The organism is Okeania sp. SIO2F5 (genome assembly GCF_010692685.1).
Lineage (GTDB): Bacteria > Cyanobacteriota > Cyanobacteriia > Cyanobacteriales > Microcoleaceae > Okeania > Okeania hirsuta.
Genome location: NZ_JAAHGU010000145.1, coordinates 1 through 17,636 on the forward strand (window position 1 = coordinate 1; position 17,636 = coordinate 17,636).

The window sequence follows — 17,636 nt, forward strand, 5'->3', positions numbered from 1 at the left end:
ATTATCTCTCCCCAAATCTTCCCTCTTAACCTTTTCTCTCTTACCTTCTGTCTCCTGTCTCCAGTATAGCTGTCTCCTAGTCAAAAAAACTTGATATTTATATGAAGATACGGTTAGGGGTTCTATATTGTTGGGGACTAGCTTTCTCACCTAACGGGTTGGCAAGAGGGTGCAGTTGCTTCAGCTCTGAATGCAGTCTGTCAGATTGCAGACCCAATGTATCGCGTTCCTGATATTGACCTCCTTCCAGATACGCGCTTGACTGTGGAAGGTGCATTTTGGGCTACTCTGCCTGCTTATGTTTGATTGACTCCCAAGAGAAATGGCTGAAAAATGCACTAAAAAGCGTTAGCTCCGCCTACCAAAAAGCTAATTTGGCTAACGTTCCGGTGGATACTTATCTCTTTGGTCATTCTTTAGGTGGGTTGTTTGCTCTGAGTTGGGCTTATTATATTGAACAAGAACATCTTCCTGAGAACCTGTTACCCCAGCAGGTGCTTGTGGCAGATCCGCTTCCCAATACCAGTGTGGCCAATATACCCGGGGAATTGGGGGATTTGATTACAGCGCTTTTGAGATGAATAAACCACAATGTTCAAACATTCCCCATGGCATCATCTTCAGTAATTTGAGCGATGTAGCTGCCGCACTTGCTCCGCCAACGCTTCGCTGATAACTCGATCTAATTGTTCCTGAGGAAAGAGCTTGACGAGAACCGAGAAACTCTTTAAATTTTGACCAACATAGTTCAATGGGTGACAAATCTAGTGAGTATGCAGGTAAGAACATTAACTTGGCTCCTCTATACGGAAATTAACTCTTGAATTCTAGAACCTTTGTGGACACTTAAATTATCCATCAGTACAATTGCCCAAGCGCCATAGTTGAGGTACTAAAATCTGCTTTATATATGTTTCAAATACATTTCTATTTGTACTACCAATTACTGTCATTGATGCAATTAGACCATCTAGACTTAAAGCTCCTAAAACACTTGTATTCTTACCTTGATTTCTAGGGGCATTGGTAACTACTCTCTCTCCTACTTTTGCTGGACCATCAAGACGAGTCATATCATGTTCGGTTGAATACTTATAATATCTGTGGACTAAAAGCAGAAGGCAGAGGGCAGCTATGCTGAAGGGAAAGAGCAAGGTTAGAAGGCAGAAGGTTTATTATAACTGATTATCCGCAATTCGTAGCTCCCCCGGAGGGGAACATGATATCATCCCTAAATTAACCCCTGATTCGTCAACAAAAACCAAATTATTTATGTCTACTAAATCAGCGCCATTTTCCATACTCATAGCGTTTTTGTTTAATATCTTCTCTCTCTTGTTCTGAAGCATAAAGACTTTTTTTTTCTACTTATATTGAATTTTTTGAAAATTTGATACATTGTTGATACACTCACTTTGACTCCGGTTCTAATTTCTAAATATTCCCATAACTCACAAAGTAAAATATCCGGTTTTTGTTGGATTTGCTGCGCTCATTAAAGAATCAAAATTGCCATCAATTTTAATCTTTGGTCCTCCTCCATGTTGCTTTGGATTTACAGTTCCTGTGGTTCTATAATGCCTTCATAAATTACGGACAAAACTCAAGCTAACTTGAAATCTTTGCGCTATTTGACGTTGAGAACCTTCTTGATTTTGATCGGCTCTAATCACACGAAGACGTAAATAAGCGTGAATATGGTCTGGCCATTTTTCAGGATTGGCGTTGGCGGAGCAAGTGCGACAGCTACATCGCTCTAGATAACTATATTTGTGTTTAGTTATATTTTACAATTAACGTGGTTCACCCATATGAAAAGTGCTGTAAGAAAATTACCGATGATGTGGATGTTAAAGTAACTGGAACCACACAAAACCTGAATATTCAAAACTATCACCTGGGCAAATTTATGCGGGAGTTCTCAAAAATAGGCTTTGATGCTTTACAGGAAGTTCAGCAGTCTGATGGGGATACAATTTGGGCTATGGATATGGTAATCGACAATCAAGATTTCAACTTTTACCTGAGTAAGGCTGAGATTCTTAATACGATAACTTTGGCGGAAGTTCAAAGCGAACAACAAATTGACGAAATAACCTCAAAGTACAAAATTGAGAAAGATAGGAGTTATATCATCATTGATGGTAAAAAATATTGGCGTTGGTAAATTAGGGTATGATATTTCCAAAAAGTCCTTATAGAAACCATTTAGGTTCTCGAAGAAATTAGGCGATCGCCACTAATCTCTTCAACATCAGCCTGACAAAACAAACATTAATTTTGGTGGCACCATGAGCAAGAGTTGTTTTCCTGCCGAATGCTGCGCAAACAACATTTTTTACTAAACTTTTACATCTTTCCATCCAGGAATTGGTTCTTTCTATCACCCACCTAGCTGTGACGGGTACAAATCCTGTTTTGCCTTGTTGATTCTTTTGAGCTTTTGATGGTTTAGGCTACAGTTTCAAGGGAATCTTCGTCATAATTGCCGGAGCAACTTTTTTCAACTCCTCCATAATTTTTTGAGGATGATATCCATTATCCAGTAGAATGGTGATTTTCGGAATGTTAACTGGCTGGGATTTAAAGTAGTCGATATTATTTGAGAACATCTCAATTAATCCGACATGATCACAGACCGATGCTTTGGTGCAATGGACAAAAAAAGCGCACCGCCCGCTCTGAGGAAACCTCAGAGTAAGGACGGAGCAAGAAGGAAAACCGAGAGTATCGACGGCTAGATGCCGTTTAATTCCATTGGTGGCTAATTCAAAACAACACCCCTTGGACTCTAAACTGTCATTACAAGTATTTTTCACGGCTTGGGAATCAATGATCATTAAAGTTGTCTATTTGCCTTTTTTTTACCTGTTGACCTATTTGAGCGTACAGGATATCCCTAATATTCTCAATTAGTCCTTCTTCCCTCCACTGTTGATCACGCCAAAATACTGTGGAGGTTGGCGGTAAATCAAGTATTACCCAGTAAGCGTCACCGTGGGGTTGGCCAAGAAACTGGTGATACAAGTTATATTGAACGATTCAATCATACTTGACGTCAAAGAGTTTCCAGCTGAGTAAGTAAAACTTGATCATTCTCAAAATCTCTCGACAATCATATTGGTGCAATTTGGTATTTTGTTGATCACTATAATGCTAGTTTAATCACTTAGATCATTACTATGCATTACTACCCGAAAAAGATATAGACTTTTTGTAAAAGTAGGGAATAGGTATGGAGGGAACAGGGAAGATATTTTTAGGAGAAAAACACGGAAAATGATTTTTTGAGTTATTACACTCTAGTTTATAGTAAATAAAGGGCAAGTTTATTTTCTGGAGATGTCTATCATACAATTATCTACCAAAATCAGGAAAAATTACTAAATTGACAAATTAATACTAATTGTGATAAAAAACTATTTTGTACACTGATAACTGATAACTGTTAACTGAAATGACATCCCTAACTCCTGAGCAATACAAACAGAAAATGCAGCGCCGCAAAGAAGTACAAGAACAACGAGTATCTCAAGCTGCTCTGGAAAAAGGCTTAGTTATTGTCAATACTGGTAACGGTAAAGGCAAAACTACAGCAGCATTGGGTATGGTGATGCGCTCCTTGGGTCATGGTTATCGAGTGGCAATAGTTCAATTTATTAAAGGTGCTTGGGAACCCGCAGAAAAAGCAGTGTTTACTAAATGGGGCGAACAAATATCTTTTCATGCTTTAGGTGAAGGGTTTACTTGGGAGACTCAAGACCGCGATCGCGATATTCAAAAAGTTTATGAAGCTTGGAATTTGGCTTTGTCTTATATCCGCAACCCAGAGTTTAAATTAGTATTACTTGATGAGGTGAATGTTAGTTTGAAATTGGGTTATTTAAAGTTAGAAGATTTGTTAACTGGGTTAGAAGAGAAACCTGAAGATTCTCATGTTATTCTTACAGGTAGGGGTGCCCCTCCAGAATTAATTGAAAGGGCGGATTTAGTTACAGAAATGAAAATGATTAAGCATCCTTTTAGAGAGCAAGGTGTGAGGGCGCAACCTGGTATTGAGTATTAATATTAGTAGGAACAAAGAATTAGTTAAAATGGCAAACTTTAGATTCGATTAAAATCTTAATCAGCATAAATTAGTTTTGTTCCCGATAATGTGAAATAATTGCTGAATAATTGCTGAATTATTACCAAATAATTAAGGTTTAAACCCTCTCCTTCTTATAAAGGAGAAAAAAGAAAAAATTTTCCTTAAACGTCAATCCTCTTCCTTTCAAAAAGAGGTAATTACTAATTATTAATTATTAATTATTAGTTATTGAATATAGCTTCCAAGTTTTAAGTCCATAAAATCTAACTTTTGAGCTTTGAGTTTTAACAACAAGTATTACCAAGCCAAATTTTGATAGTTAGTTTGGCAAGTATTTAATATCCTGGCATCATTCTCACTAACTTGATTTATGGGGTAATATTTCTCTAAATCTACTATGTAGTCAGAAGCAGTATTATCATAACTATCTACAACTTTTACATCTAAGCTATTTTGCTTATAAAATCCATAAAAGCAATAAAAAGCTGAATGGGGTAGATAAAGAGCGCCTATTACCTTACCATTTTCTAACTGAAATACAAAATACTCATTCTGAATTTTCTCTGGTTGAGAAGACTGACCAAAAAGGTAAATTCCATCACTGAGCAATGTACGATCTTCATTTGTTTGTGAGGAAAACTTTGGTCTTTCTTCCTTGAATTTAAGAGAAATAGTTTTATACTGTACTATTGGCCTATTTGCTGTACTATAGGTCAATATTAAGTAGGTGGCGATCGCCACTAACCTAAAAATCACGAATATTACTTAGTTATTATCTACATCATTATCATATCTGTAGAAAAGGATAAAAATCTATTTTTTAACAAATTGTGTTAGTTTCTCAACTGTTAACAAAAGTTATTTCTTCCAATAGTTACTAAAGGTAGATAATAAATCAAAAAAAATCCTTGTAGAGATAATCATTAAAAATAACTATCTCTACAAGGAACGATCAAAATTTGATATTGACAATAGAGGGATCGATTTTAGGCAGATTTTAATACCTAACTAGCGACATATTCCCGCACCTTAGCTTGACGACGACGCAAATGGGCCAGAGCTTGATGTTCTAGTTGACGGACTCGCTCGCGACTAAGTTGTAGTCTCTCTCCCACTTTAGCCAAAGACATTTCTCTACCATCCTCAAGACCAAAACGTAATATTAATACACGACGTTGTTGATCGGTCAATTCTCCTAGTAGAGTATTTAAGTCTTGGCGCAACAACTCACGAGTAATATAGTCATCTGGAGAAGATGCTTCGTCCTCTAAAAGTTCTTGCAGTTCAGTGTCCTGATTATCTCCTACTCGTAAATCCAACGATATGGGATGGCGGGCCATCAAGAGATATTCTCTAATTTGAGAAGGTTCTAGTTCTAAAGCTTCAGCAATTTCAGAAGGAGTTGGGGTACGACCCAAACTTTGAATTAGTTCTCTCTGAACTCTTTTGATTTTGTTGAGCTTTTCAGTAATGTGAATAGGTAAGCGAATAGTACGAGCTTGTTGTGCGATCGCTCTGGTAATTGCTTGACGTATCCACCAGTAAGCATAAGTAGAAAATTTGTAACCTCGCATGGGGTCAAATTTTTCGACTCCTCGCTCTAAACCTAAAGTACCTTCTTGAATAAGATCCAAGAATTCCATATTTCGTTTTTGGTACTTTTTAGCGATCGCTACTACTAAGCGAAGGTTAGCTTCAATCATTTTTTGCTTGGCACGGCGACCATGCTTTATTGTTTGGTTTAGTGCTTCTTCACTTAACTGTAAAAATTCTGCCCATTCTTCCTGAGTTGCTGCTCTGTCTAGCTTCTCCTCTAATTTTTCCTTTGACTCCAAAAGTTGCATCATGTACTTAACTTTCTTGCCATACACAATTTCTTCCTCACGAGTCAGAAGTGGTACACGGCCAATCTCATGTAGATAAGTACGAACTGTATCCATTGAGGAGTAGGAGCGAGGACTTGATTTGCTTGTCTTTTGAGTTTTCTTCTTTTCTTGATTTAGTGTTGACATTTTTCATAAACTCCTTATTTTAAATATCGCAGTAGTTATTGTGTGTTCCTACAATGGGAAGAATTTGAGATACAACTACATGAGAATAGGCTTTCCCATCCCTACACATATGCCATCAAGTGGTCATTTCAGTTATCAGTTAGCTTCCTGGGTCGGAGCTGCGGACTTCAGTACCTCTACAATAAGGAGGCTTGAGATCGGGAATATTCTCTTTTCTCTTGGTCGATTCGCTGAATGGACTTATAAGGTAAATTTTATTTTTACATTATTTACATTGACAATAATTATACTTTATTTCCTCTATTAAAGTAAACTCAGTATGAGTCCGCTTTTCTTCTTTGTAATACAAATCTAGAGTAAATTTAAAGGCGAAATGTTCATCTTAATAAGTAGAAATTTTAATTTGTCCTTAAAACTACTAGTAGATTAGATTAACTGCAATCTATCCTTAACCATTTCCGCAAAACTTTGGTAATATTATTATTTAAGTTATTTCTCATACATCGATAATGGCTCAACCAGCTCCTAACAGGCAACTCTCAGAACATAGAGATAACCGAACTATTCTCCGCATTTGACAAAAGGCAATCATAATTCGTCTGTTTGTACCTTTTATTAGCATCTCTTGAGAAATACCACCTAAAAACTATAGATTTTTTAACTATAATTATTCTCTAATTATGTATTACATTATAGCACAAAAAGCTGATTTTTGCATCAATCAAAAAAGATAACTTAGCTTTGATTGAGTTATGGCGGTTTTCACATAGATAGACTATAGTGGCCAAAGCATTTTTCTACTCCCTCTCTTGGTCGCCGTTCCCATGGCGTTTGCTAGCGCACAACTACGTTAACGCTGAACGTCCTGGAGGGACAGGAGACCTCACCGGGTTCCTACCGCTTGTGTCTGTCGCCGACGCGGGGCAGCACCGCTATATCATGTCCGGTTGAACAGTTATAAATAAATGACAGAGGAGTCAGGAGGTAAGAAAGAAGCAATAAAGAAGAAGAAAAAAAGAATAAAGAGGAGGAAAAGGAGAAAGTTTTTTTATCACTAATTATCCGGACATGATATTACTCACTACTCCCGATTGCAAAAAGAATTTTGTAGTCTACATTAAATTATCCGGACATGATATTACTCACTACTCCCGCTTGCAAAAAGAATTTTGTAGTCTACATTAAATGAAAAATGCTGTAACTTTTTTGTGCTCTTTTGACTCTATTGTCATGTAGGCCATATTGGGTGTAGATTTGAGAGCGAGAATTAATTCATCGAACCTCGCTCTATCAATTTAAATCTTGCAACATTTCCTGATAGGTAATAATTTTCAACGGGACACAATATTACTGTGCCTCTAAAAAGTCGATCTTTATCCTTATGCTTTATGGATTTAATATCAAATCCTGTAGCATTGGTATAAATTCGTTAGGTGATAGGAGTCGCCTCTTCAGGAGGGATAAAGATAAAACAAGATTTAGTAACATTTGAAGATGGACATTTTTTTATGCCTAACTTAACATAATACCTCACACCTCACCCGTGATGCCAATGGGGTTTGTGGGCTTAAAATTCCCATTGACTGCTTACAGACTACTGTAGATTCCCCTAGGAACGGGTTCTAAGTGACTATTGACTACTTCTTTCTACTTCCTCAATGATGATTTTTAGTATAGCAATAGACAGATAGGTTAGGACTTATACTGATAATGGTCTTTAGACAGGGAAATATTTTTCCTACTGTTTCCTGTTCCCAGATCCGGTGTTTCCTGCTTTTTTTAGAAAAAGCTTCCTCAATCAGGAAACTCATTGATTGACGGATCTCCTGCCACAATTGGATCGCCTACAGTAACTCCTAATCTGACTGGAGCAAGACTAATAAAACCATCAGGGACACTTGCATTTAAAGAAAAACCTCCAACAGGAATAATAGGTAGCTCTGTATAAGTCAGACGCAATAGATATTGAAACTCTGGTGCTAAAGTTAACTCCGCAGGAACACTTATAGGAGTATTGGTTCCTGGTGAAAGAATTGTTACATCTGATGGCGCTCCCGGTCCAATTATAGCATTGACACCACCACCACCATTATCGTTAGCTGCAACTAAAATAGCTTGTTGGTTAGCCTCAAGCACAGGAGTATTTGGGGGCAGTTGATAAACTTCTAATAAGGGGTCAAAACCACTATTTATACCAGTAAGATCGATTGTTAATGGAGTACCTGGTGTAGCATTTAATAGAAAATCCTCTTTAAAAACGAAACTTGTGTCTTCACGATTTCTCACAACTTCATCACTTCCATCTATCTGTCCATCAAAACTGATGATTTGTGGTATTGGATTAGAGTTTGGGGGTGGTGGAACTGGGTTAGGGTTTGCTGGAACTGGTGGTTGAGGATTTGGGGGTGGTGGAGTTGGTTGAGGATTTGGGGGTGGTGGAGTTGGTTGAGGATTTGGGGGTGGCGGAGGACTAATGTTTGCACTTGCTGGAAATAGGGTTAAATCATAGTTACTGGTAATACCAGGAGCAGTTTGGAAAACATTAATAAAATATTCGCCGGGGGTAAAGAAGGGTGCCTGAAATGCCTCATTTGATGACCCCAGGTTGTTACCACTGGCAATTAAGTTACCATTGCTATCTAATACTTCTACATCAAGATTGCCAGTAATATTTTGTAAGGCAACTCCTGAAGTTATGGGTTGCTCAACTGTAACGCGATAGTAGTCTACAGTGTCAAAATCATTAATTGTCGCCGAGCGAGTTATGGGTATTTCGGGAAATATACTACCTAAAGGAGTGGCCGTGTTTATACTATTGTTAGTATTATCGGTAAAACCAGGAGGATTTACTGGCGGATTTATGGGAGGGTTTACTGGTGGATTTACTGGTGGGTTGATGGGCGGATTTATTGGTGGGTTGTTGGAACTAATAGAGGCTAAATCAAGTTGATAATTTGTACCTCCTAGAGCAAAATCATTCAGTGGTTGAAACACTAATACTTGATAGTTACCAGGATTGAGAGGAATGGTAAAATTTTCTGGGGTAGAAAGTGGTTGACTTCCTGCTCCACCAGGAATAGGATTTCCATTACTATCATTTACTATGATATCCGCACTGGTGATAATATCGAACAAGTTAACCTCTAATAATTGAGGTTCATTGATAGTAATATCATAAGAATCAAAGCCATCTGTTGCTCCTAAAGTGCCGAATAATGAAACGGTAAATCCTGGTACAAGATTAATTTGATTAGAATCAATTTGAAGTGCTGAAATTTCTGCCATTGTTGATGTTTTTTTTACATTATGTTGATGAATTCTCAAGTTTTTTAGGCATTTGCAAATTCTTTTAAACTTAAGAAGCTACTATTATTATAAGACTTTTTTCTTGTTAAAAAGGTTTCATGGGGAGGTGGGGAGATGGGGAGATGGGGAGATGGGGAGATGGGGAGATGGAGAGATGGGGAGATGGGGAGATGGGGAGATGGGGAGGTGGTAATCAAACATAGCATTACTATTAGACATCTCCAAAAATCCAAAATCAAATCAATTATTAACCATAAATTATCAATTACTCCCCTCCTGGGAGGGGTTAGGGGTGGGTTCCCTGTTCTCTGTTCCCTCTTTTCTGGAGATGTCTATTCATAAATGGTATTAAAAATCTTACGTTGTCTGATTTTTTCTTCTTCCTTCTTCCTTCTTCCTTCTTCCTTTTACAGCATTTTTTCCACTACTTCTGTTGCTAAACCAAAGGATAAAGTCATACCTGCTCCACTCAAGGCGTTAATAATTGTGACTCCCGTTTCTGGTTGAGTGATAAATTCAGTTTTGCCTGGAAGTTTGGCATAAACTCCATGCCAAGTTTCGGTAATTTCTAACTCAGGAACCTGAGCAAATTTTTTCAAGTAATCTAATATATATTGATTGATTTGTACTCGGTCGAAAGGTTCTGGGTTCAAACCGTATTCATGGGAATCACCAATAATTAATTCACCTGCTGCATTTTGTGACATCATTACATGAATTCCCCACTCAGGAAAATGGGGAGTTTCTGTTTCAATTCTGGTTTTGAGTGTTGCTAAAGAAGGACAATGAGCAAAAGAAGTGTAATGAGTCAAGGTTAACCCACCACATAATGCCACACCAGCACGCCAATTTTCAGGTTGAGGTACTGTTCGCATCATTTGTAATTTTACTTTCGTTATTCCACTGTTAGCAAAAGTATCAGGATATAAAGTTTCAAAGTCAACCCCACTACAAACAAAAATACGATCTGCTTGCCATTTTTCTCCACTTGCTATCAGATAAGGATGGGAAATTTCTGTGACAACTGTGCCGAATTTGAATTCAACATTGTATTCTGCTGATAAAAAACCAGGTATTTTTTTGATTGCTTCTCTGGGGTCAACTATTATTTCTGTTGCGCTCCACAATGCTCCTAATAAACCGTCAGTAATTACGGCAGGAGTTTTTTCTGCTACTTGCTCGGGTGTGAGCAAAGCTAATGTCTCTTGTTCTTGTTGAGTTGTAGTTTCTATGAATTCCTTGATTACTTGTAGTTCATCTTCTCGGTAGGCAAGATGTAGGGAACCGCATCGGTCTAAATGAAAACCTGCTTTTGCTCCGACTTCTAACCAAATTTCTCTTGACTTGAGAGCGCGATCGCGTAATTCTCCATATGGCTGTCCAATTGGCCAAATCATACCAAAGTTACGAATAGATGCTCCTACTGCATAAGGATTTCTTTCAAAGACTACTACTTTGAGACCAAGTTTGGCAACTGCTAAAGCGTGAGCTAAACCAACGATACCTGCACCGACAACGATAACATCTGCTTGATGAATTTGAGTCATATTTTATTTCCTACTTATATGGTATCTGGATAATTAGTTATTGTATGATGAGAGGAGTAAGGAGTCAGGAGTCAGTAGGAAGAAAGGATGAAAGTTGGAATTATCTGGGGATATTCTGGCATTTTATGTCTGCATTGAATGGAAGTAGAAAGTGCGATAACTGTATAACCGGATTTTATATTATTCTAATAAATGTGCAATAGACATCTGGTAAAAATCAAAAATAAAATCAATTCTCACACAGAAATTATCAATTATTTCTCCCTACTGCCTACTGCCTACTGCCTACTACCTACTGCCTACTGTCTACTCCCTATGCATGGAGGAGGTGTCTAATTTTGTCTTTTAACTCTAAGAGCGAATTGAGTAATCCATCATTGCGGTATTGTGCTAATTGTTCTTTTGTATGAGTACCATTTGTTACACCAAAAGTATATAAACAATTAGCATTAATCCCTGCTTCTAAGTCAGAAGGAGTATCCCCAATTTTAATGACAGTTTGTGAGTCTTTTATCCCTAGTTTATACATGGCTTTTTGAATCATGTAAGGTGTCGGGCGACCTTCATTATTATAAATTTCTGTGGGAGTAATAGAGGCTTGAATAATTGATTTTTTGTCTCCAATATAATCACTATTTAACTTTTTGTCCCATTCTAAACGGTGTAAAATAATGTTAGTTACTTCTCGATAAAATCCAGTTGTTAAAGCAATTTTTATATTTTGCGATCGCAACCAAGTAAAAATTTCTAAGCACCCCTTTGTTGGTTCGATAAACTGAGTTTTATAGTGATTTTCCAGGATTTCTTTGAATTTAGTAAAAGAAGTTTCAACTTTAGCAGGATAATCAGGATGTTCTTGACCTATTTGTGCTTGCCAAAGTGTTTCAAAAACTAATTTTTTCGACCATCCCATCATTGAATTAACGCGTTCTGGTTTTGCATCAAGTCCTGTAGTTGCAGCAGCTTCTAAAAAACAATTTTGGACTTCATTTTGGTCTTTGACAGTCGTACCTGCCATATCAAAGACTACTAATTTAACTTTTGGCATAAGTAAATTTTTGGGAATTAATATAAACACTATAATAGACATTTACAGGGAAAATAGAACAGGGAAAAGGGGGAAATAATTGATGATCTATCATCATAATTGATTTGATTTTTTATTTTTGAAGATATCTAATATAAATTTCCATAAATTACATAAGCCTTTTTTTTAATCGTTGTTTTATAGAGATGTCTTCATAAAAGTCTCTTGATTAATTTTTCATTTAAAGTTATAGCAGATGATATCTAAAAATAAGTAAGCATTCAGCTATAAGCTGTCAGCTATAAGCTTTTATGAGGGGATCTTAATATATAGACTTTAAAGGCCTTTTATATTAAAATTTAATTCTTATTCAATTAGTAAAGCTTTTATCTATAACTAAAAAGAAGCAATAGCTGATGGCTGATAGCTGACGGCTGTTTGCGCAGCATTCCGGAGGAAATGCTTACAAAAATAAGATATTGGTAAAACTGATAAGTAATATTAAACTTGTCAAATGAAATGGCAAATTTTGTTCATTCTATTATCCATTAGATGCTTAATCTGTTAATATTATCTTTGTCTATTATAAATTTAACAACCAACAGTTGCTTCGGTGTCTATAATTGTTTGGGAATAGTTAAAGGTAAAGGATAGTAGCTTCTTTTAGCATCCTCATCCACTTTTATCTTCTTCCTTCTTTCTTCCCTGCTGACTCCTGACTCCTGACTCCTGACTCCCCCGTCATTTTATTTATAAGTAATCAACCGGACATGGACATAATATAACTACTAATTCAAAGCTACAATATTTAAGGTTCAATTTTTTGTCCAATGTATCAAAGGTCTAAAAAAATTACTAATTATGACGAATCTGCCAGAGTTTTTTAACCAACGTTATCAAGTTCAACAAGAACTAGGTTGTAATCCAAATGGAGGTCGCATTACTTATTTATCAACTGATACTACGACAAAAACACCTGTTGTAACTAAACAATATCAATTTGCCAATTGGGCAGAATATGATAGTTATCATCGAGAAATTGAACTACTCCAACAACTCAATCATTCTAGTATTCCACGTTATCTAGATTCATTTGAAACAGAAAATGGCTTTTGCTTAGTACAAGAGTACAAAAATGCCCCCTCTCTTGACCCAACAAAGCATTGGACAGTAGCAGAAATTAAACAAATTGCTCAATCAGTATTAGAAGTTTTAGTTTACCTACAACAACAAGTACCACCAATTATTCATCGGGATATTAAACCAGAAAATATCTTAGTTGAACGCAACGTTACTCAACTAAAAGTTTACCTGGTAGATTTTGGATTTGCCCGCAGTGGGTATGGTAATGTAGCAATTAGTAGTGCAGTCAAAGGCACTTTAGGATTTATGCCACCAGAACAATTGTTCAACAGGGAACTCACAAAAGCATCAGATTTGTACAGTTTAGGTGCAACTTTAATCTGTTTATTAACTAATACAAAATCCAGTGAAATCGGCAAATTAGTTGATGATAGCTATCGAATTAATTTTAAGAAATTACTGCCAAAACTAGAACCAGCATTTGTTAATTGGCTAAAAAAAATGCTGGAACCAAATTCAAAACATCGCTTCCCCAATGCTGATATTGCTCTCCACACGCTGAAATCTATTGATAATGCAGAAAATATGAAAACTCAAACAATGCAATTTGGCAGGAAAAAAACTACAAAAATATTTGCTGGAGTAGCAACAATTAGTTTGTTCCTAATAGCATTTTCTAGTACCATGGCAGCACTAACAACCTGGGGTGAAAATAAATGGTTAAATTCTCGGATAGAGCTAGAAATATCTCGTTCTAATGCGAGAAAGCAGCATTTGCAGCAAGTTTTATTGCAAACAGGTCAGTGTCCTCGGTGTGAGTTAAACAATGTTAACTTAGCTTATGCAAACTTAAAAAATGTCAACCTCAAAGATGCTAGTCTAGAAGGTGCCGATCTCAATAATGCTAACCTCGAAGATGCCGATCTATGGAAAGCAACTTTGGGAGGTATTAACCTATCATCTGCTAATTTATCAAATGCTGACTTGAGAGGTGCTAAACTCAGATACGCAAATTTACAGTCTGCTAATCTAGGGTATGCTAATCTAGGGTATGCTAATCTGTGGAATGTGAACCTGAGTCAAGCAAATCTTCGAGATACTAATTTGTGGGGAGCTAACCTTGGTTATGCCAAGCTAGAAAATGCTAACCTGAAAAATGCTAAACTCAGATACGCAAATTTATTTAGTGCTGAGTTAGAGAATGCCGATCTCGAAAATGCGAATTTGAAGAATGCCAAATTAGATGGTGTTAATCTCAAAGGTGCTAAGTTAAAACAGGCTAATCTTAAAGATGCTATACTCGCAGGATACAAAGGTCATGGTTATCGCAGCGTGAATTTAGAAAATGCCGATCTCGAAAGTGCTAATCTCGAAGGTAGTAATCTCAAAAATGCTAATTTACTGGGTGCCTACTTGAAGAATGCTAATCTTAGGGAAGCTTCTCTCGAAGGTGCGGACTTACGGGGTGCAAATCTTACGAATGCTAATCTCAGCAAAGCCTATTTACGAGGTGCGAATCTTCGTGGTGTCAACCTTCGCGGTGCTAAACTGGACACTGCAAATTTCCGAGATACTGACCTTAAAGGTGCAATCATGCCTGACGGTAGTATTCATCCTTAATTATCATTATAATGTTTGCTTAATTAGTTATCAAAAAACTACTCCATCTATTCTTTATTATAGCAGAAGGAAGAAGGAAGAAGGCGTTTAGTTATCTAGGAAAGAAGAAAAAATCTAGCGTTGCCTGAGTTTTAAGCTTTTGATATGTCCTCACCTTTCCTTCCACTGCTATACCAGTTTTTTATACCGCATTTTTCAAGATAGTAAGGTACAGTTTTCTATTAAAATCTATTCTTTTGTTTGTGTTGTCTAATACTTCAGCATTTTGTACCTGATCAAACAGCAAACTGCTATAAGTATTAGAGTTGTTGGGAATTAAGCACAAAAAATGGCTAAAACCCTTATCAGTCAAAGTTTATAGCTATTTTCAAATGTAAAATCCTGAAAGCTTTATACAGTAAGCTTTTGAGCATTTTAAATTTTTATTTCCCAACAACTCTATTAAATCGAATATAATACCAATTTGATAAATATTTGCTACAAATAATATCAAATCCGGTAGCATGGGTGTAATTAGATGGGGAGATGGGGAGATGGGGAGATGGGGACCCACCCCTAACCCCTCCCAGGAGGGGAATTTGGGGAGATGGGGACCCACCCCTAACCCCTCCCAGGAGGGGAATTTGGGGAGATGGGGAGATCGAGAAATATTTGGTAATGGTTGAAGATGGAACATTTTTTTATACCGAATTAAACGGATTTGATATAACTAGGTTATTTCTTAGGAGTCACTCCTCAGGTAGGGGAACTGTCGGATTGGCGACGTACAGAATAAATAGCTTTGATACCATTTATTAGGTCGGAATTTATCTTTTTTGAGTTGTGAGATATTGTAGATTTTAGGAAACAGGGAACAGGGAATAGGCAATGAGAAATACTGAAGCAATAAAATTATCGCGAATGATTTAGGATTACTATAATTAAGATTAATTAATATATTGATTATTAGGGTTATCCTAGAAAACAAATGTTGAAAAAAGGGAACAAGTAAAAGGGGAATAATGAAATATTTTTTATCTATTTTTTGATATTTTTACAAATTACTTATAATGACCATATTAGGAGTATTTAATCATCTAAATTAATTCATATTTAAGCATTTTCATTATATTTCGAGCATCCCCTACATATTTATATAAATTACTTATTTCTACAGCTTTCAATAAATTTAATTAAATGTTTGTGAAATTCTTCCGTTTCTTTCATATAACAAGCATGACCAGCATTAGTTAGAATAACTTTTTGAGAATTTGGCATTAGTTTTACTAACAGATCTGCTTGTACTACAGGAACTATGCGGTCCTGACTTCCCCAAATAGCTAATGTGGGTAATTCAATTCCTTCTAATTGATTCTGGAAACGTTGAATTCCCACGGTCGCAATCGCGACAAAACCTGCTAATTTATCTCCATGATTAATCACAAAAGGTAAGCTATAACTTCCACTCATAGAAGGAGATACTAAAACTGGAAAATTTAATTTTAAAATATTTAATAATTCTAGTAAAAAACTTAAGCTAGAAACAGATGTTCTTTTAGAACGACCATACCCGGGAATATCTACAGCAACTGCTCGATAACCTGTCATAGCTAAAAGTTCAAGAGTCCCAATTTCTTGCCATGTCTGAGCGCTAAAACTTGCCCCATGTAACAAAAGTACACTAACCGAATTTGTTGGGCCTGTTTCAAGATAATGAATCCGAGCGTTTTCCAGATTCAGATATTGAGAATTAATATTGGTATTCATAGTTTGATTAATGATAATTTCATTATCTTACAGTAGTTTGTAATACCAATTTCATAAAATATTGCTACATTCATGGAAGAATGAGCACCGGAACTAGGAGTAGGGAGAGGGAGTAGAGAAAGAGAAGTATAGTAAGCATTTCCTACGGAATGCTGCGCAAACAGCTATTAGCAGTCAGCTATCAGCAATTAGTAATGAATAATTACTTCTAAGATTGAGTCCGGGGACTTTGGCAGTAACTTTTTATTCTTTCTCAATTTCAAAGGTTGTTTTTACCTTTCCCAAAATTAATAGCTGATAGCGAATAGCTGATGGCTAAATGCTCTTACGAAGTATATGAAAAAAGATACTTTAAATCTAAATTATTCGGTAAAAATCTGACAAATTTCTGTGGATAAACTTTGATAACGATCGTCAGTAAAAACAGGAACTGAGTTAGTAATATTAATTGGTCTAACTAGCTCTATCCAGGAACGACAGCTTCCATATTCACGACGATAAAAAAAATCACAGCTTCGGGAAAGTTTATAAGTTCTTAAAAGTAAAATATACAGTGGTTGTTGAGGTTTCCATTTTAGGCGATCGCTGACAAATTTTTCATTCCAAATATGATAAACAAACAACTTATTTAAGATAGATTCATCACTCACTGGCAAAATATGAGTAATCTCAGCAAAACTACTAATTTTTATCTTCTCAGGATGCCAACCTGAATCTACAACTTGCACCTGATTTACATATTCTGGCTTAAGTAAATCTGGCTGTTGATGTTCAAAAGTTGGATAGAGTAATACCTGTTTATACGCAACACAAAAACGACCGCCCTGTTCCTGAATACCACCCTTTCTTAACAACATAATTGTGTTGCCTTTTTCTAAAGTATTAATAGCAATATTCCACTCCTTAAGAGCAGCAGTAATAGTTTCCATAATTACCTATTTCTAGCAATTGATAGTGATATACAATCTAGTTAATTATTTATTATAAAACTAACTTTCCTATTTCTGGCTCCTAGAATTATGTCAAATAGAGACTTTGGAGAAACACTATATCAGTTCAAATAAACTTTTCTGCTTTATTGAAGAAGGAGACAGGAGACAGGAGACAGGAGACAGGAGGAAAATTACATGGGGATAGTCAACGAAGGGCCGCTCCGCGTCTACGCTCCCCCAAGTAATGCGTGAACACCCCCGTTGACGGTGGGG

17 protein-coding genes are annotated in these 17,636 nt (G+C 36.5%); 5 read left to right on the forward strand and 12 right to left on the reverse strand.

Annotated elements, in window-relative coordinates; translation table 11 throughout:
* Positions 1-278 precede the first annotated feature (278 nt).
* Positions 279-581, forward strand: coding sequence for a hypothetical protein (locus F6K27_RS27755; RefSeq protein ID WP_124145289.1), 303 nt, complete (start codon positions 279-281; stop codon positions 579-581).
* Here the strand turns inward: F6K27_RS27755 and F6K27_RS27760 are convergent.
* From F6K27_RS27760 to F6K27_RS27770, 3 genes are all read right to left on the reverse strand, one after another.
* Positions 562-789, reverse strand: coding sequence for a hypothetical protein (locus tag F6K27_RS27760; RefSeq protein WP_287284343.1), 228 nt, complete (start codon positions 787-789; stop codon positions 562-564). The two genes, F6K27_RS27755 and F6K27_RS27760, sit on opposite strands and share 20 nt — an antisense overlap.
* Before the next feature lie 62 nt (positions 790-851).
* Entirely contained in the window at positions 852-1,073 is a 222-nt protein-coding gene (locus F6K27_RS27765; RefSeq protein ID WP_124145291.1) for a transposase, read from the reverse strand.
* Between the two features lie 102 nt (positions 1,074-1,175).
* The gene (locus F6K27_RS27770; RefSeq protein WP_287300938.1) at positions 1,176-1,307 is read right to left on the reverse strand and encodes a hypothetical protein; all 132 of its coding nucleotides are present in this window, start codon (positions 1,305-1,307) and stop codon (positions 1,176-1,178) included.
* Positions 1,308-1,798: 491 nt separating this feature from the next.
* Here F6K27_RS27770 and F6K27_RS27775 point away from each other — a divergent pair, with 491 nt between their 5' ends.
* Positions 1,799-2,167 carry a hypothetical protein gene (locus tag F6K27_RS27775; protein ID WP_287278948.1) on the forward strand — a complete coding sequence of 123 codons (369 nt, stop codon included), beginning with the start codon at positions 1,799-1,801 and terminating at the stop codon, positions 2,165-2,167.
* Positions 2,168-2,225: 58 nt separating this feature from the next.
* Here F6K27_RS27775 and F6K27_RS34100 read toward each other — a convergent pair whose 3' ends face one another.
* Entirely contained in the window at positions 2,226-2,363 is a 138-nt protein-coding gene (locus F6K27_RS34100) for a hypothetical protein (RefSeq protein WP_353734926.1), read from the reverse strand.
* A gap of 93 nt (positions 2,364-2,456) precedes the next feature.
* A complete protein-coding gene (locus F6K27_RS27785; protein WP_240038971.1) occupies positions 2,457-2,612 on the reverse strand; it encodes a hypothetical protein in 156 nt (51 codons plus the stop codon).
* An 845-nt stretch (positions 2,613-3,457) separates the two neighbouring features.
* Between F6K27_RS27785 and cobO the strand changes: the two genes are divergently transcribed.
* Positions 3,458-4,066 (forward strand): cob(I)yrinic acid a,c-diamide adenosyltransferase, encoded by a 609-nt coding sequence (gene cobO / locus F6K27_RS27795; RefSeq protein WP_124145293.1) that lies wholly within the window; start codon positions 3,458-3,460, stop codon positions 4,064-4,066.
* A gap of 321 nt (positions 4,067-4,387) precedes the next feature.
* Here the strand turns inward: cobO and F6K27_RS27800 are convergent, their stop codons facing one another.
* The 5 genes from F6K27_RS27800 to F6K27_RS27820 form a co-directional block, all read right to left on the reverse strand.
* The gene (locus tag F6K27_RS27800) at positions 4,388-4,846 is read right to left on the reverse strand and encodes a hypothetical protein (protein ID WP_124145294.1); all 459 of its coding nucleotides are present in this window, start codon (positions 4,844-4,846) and stop codon (positions 4,388-4,390) included.
* Between the two features lie 248 nt (positions 4,847-5,094).
* Positions 5,095-6,102: an RNA polymerase sigma factor, RpoD/SigA family gene (locus F6K27_RS27805; RefSeq protein WP_287278946.1), complete on the reverse strand. Its 1,008-nt coding sequence runs from the start codon at positions 6,100-6,102 to the stop codon at positions 5,095-5,097.
* A gap of 1,794 nt (positions 6,103-7,896) precedes the next feature.
* Positions 7,897-9,387: a PPC domain-containing protein gene (locus tag F6K27_RS27810; RefSeq protein WP_287278945.1), complete on the reverse strand. Its 1,491-nt coding sequence runs from the start codon at positions 9,385-9,387 to the stop codon at positions 7,897-7,899.
* Between the two features lie 428 nt (positions 9,388-9,815).
* A complete protein-coding gene (locus tag F6K27_RS27815) occupies positions 9,816-10,955 on the reverse strand; it encodes a TIGR03364 family FAD-dependent oxidoreductase (RefSeq protein WP_287278944.1) in 1,140 nt (379 codons plus the stop codon).
* Positions 10,956-11,268: 313 nt separating this feature from the next.
* Positions 11,269-12,003 (reverse strand): HAD hydrolase-like protein, encoded by a 735-nt coding sequence (locus tag F6K27_RS27820; protein ID WP_287278943.1) that lies wholly within the window; start codon positions 12,001-12,003, stop codon positions 11,269-11,271.
* A gap of 840 nt (positions 12,004-12,843) precedes the next feature.
* Between F6K27_RS27820 and F6K27_RS27825 the strand changes: the two genes are divergently transcribed.
* Complete coding sequence (locus F6K27_RS27825; protein WP_287278942.1) at positions 12,844-14,685, forward strand: serine/threonine-protein kinase; 1,842 nt, start codon at positions 12,844-12,846, stop codon at positions 14,683-14,685.
* Between the two features lie 503 nt (positions 14,686-15,188).
* Entirely contained in the window at positions 15,189-15,350 is a 162-nt protein-coding gene (locus F6K27_RS27830) for a hypothetical protein (RefSeq protein ID WP_287278941.1), read from the forward strand.
* Positions 15,351-15,825: 475 nt separating this feature from the next.
* Here F6K27_RS27830 and F6K27_RS27835 read toward each other — a convergent pair whose 3' ends face one another.
* Both F6K27_RS27835 and F6K27_RS27840 read right to left on the reverse strand, forming a co-directional pair.
* A complete protein-coding gene (locus F6K27_RS27835) occupies positions 15,826-16,431 on the reverse strand; it encodes an alpha/beta fold hydrolase (protein WP_287278940.1) in 606 nt (201 codons plus the stop codon).
* Positions 16,432-16,793: 362 nt separating this feature from the next.
* The gene (locus tag F6K27_RS27840; protein ID WP_287278939.1) at positions 16,794-17,360 is read right to left on the reverse strand and encodes a DUF1802 family protein; all 567 of its coding nucleotides are present in this window, start codon (positions 17,358-17,360) and stop codon (positions 16,794-16,796) included.
* Positions 17,361-17,636 lie beyond the last annotated feature (276 nt).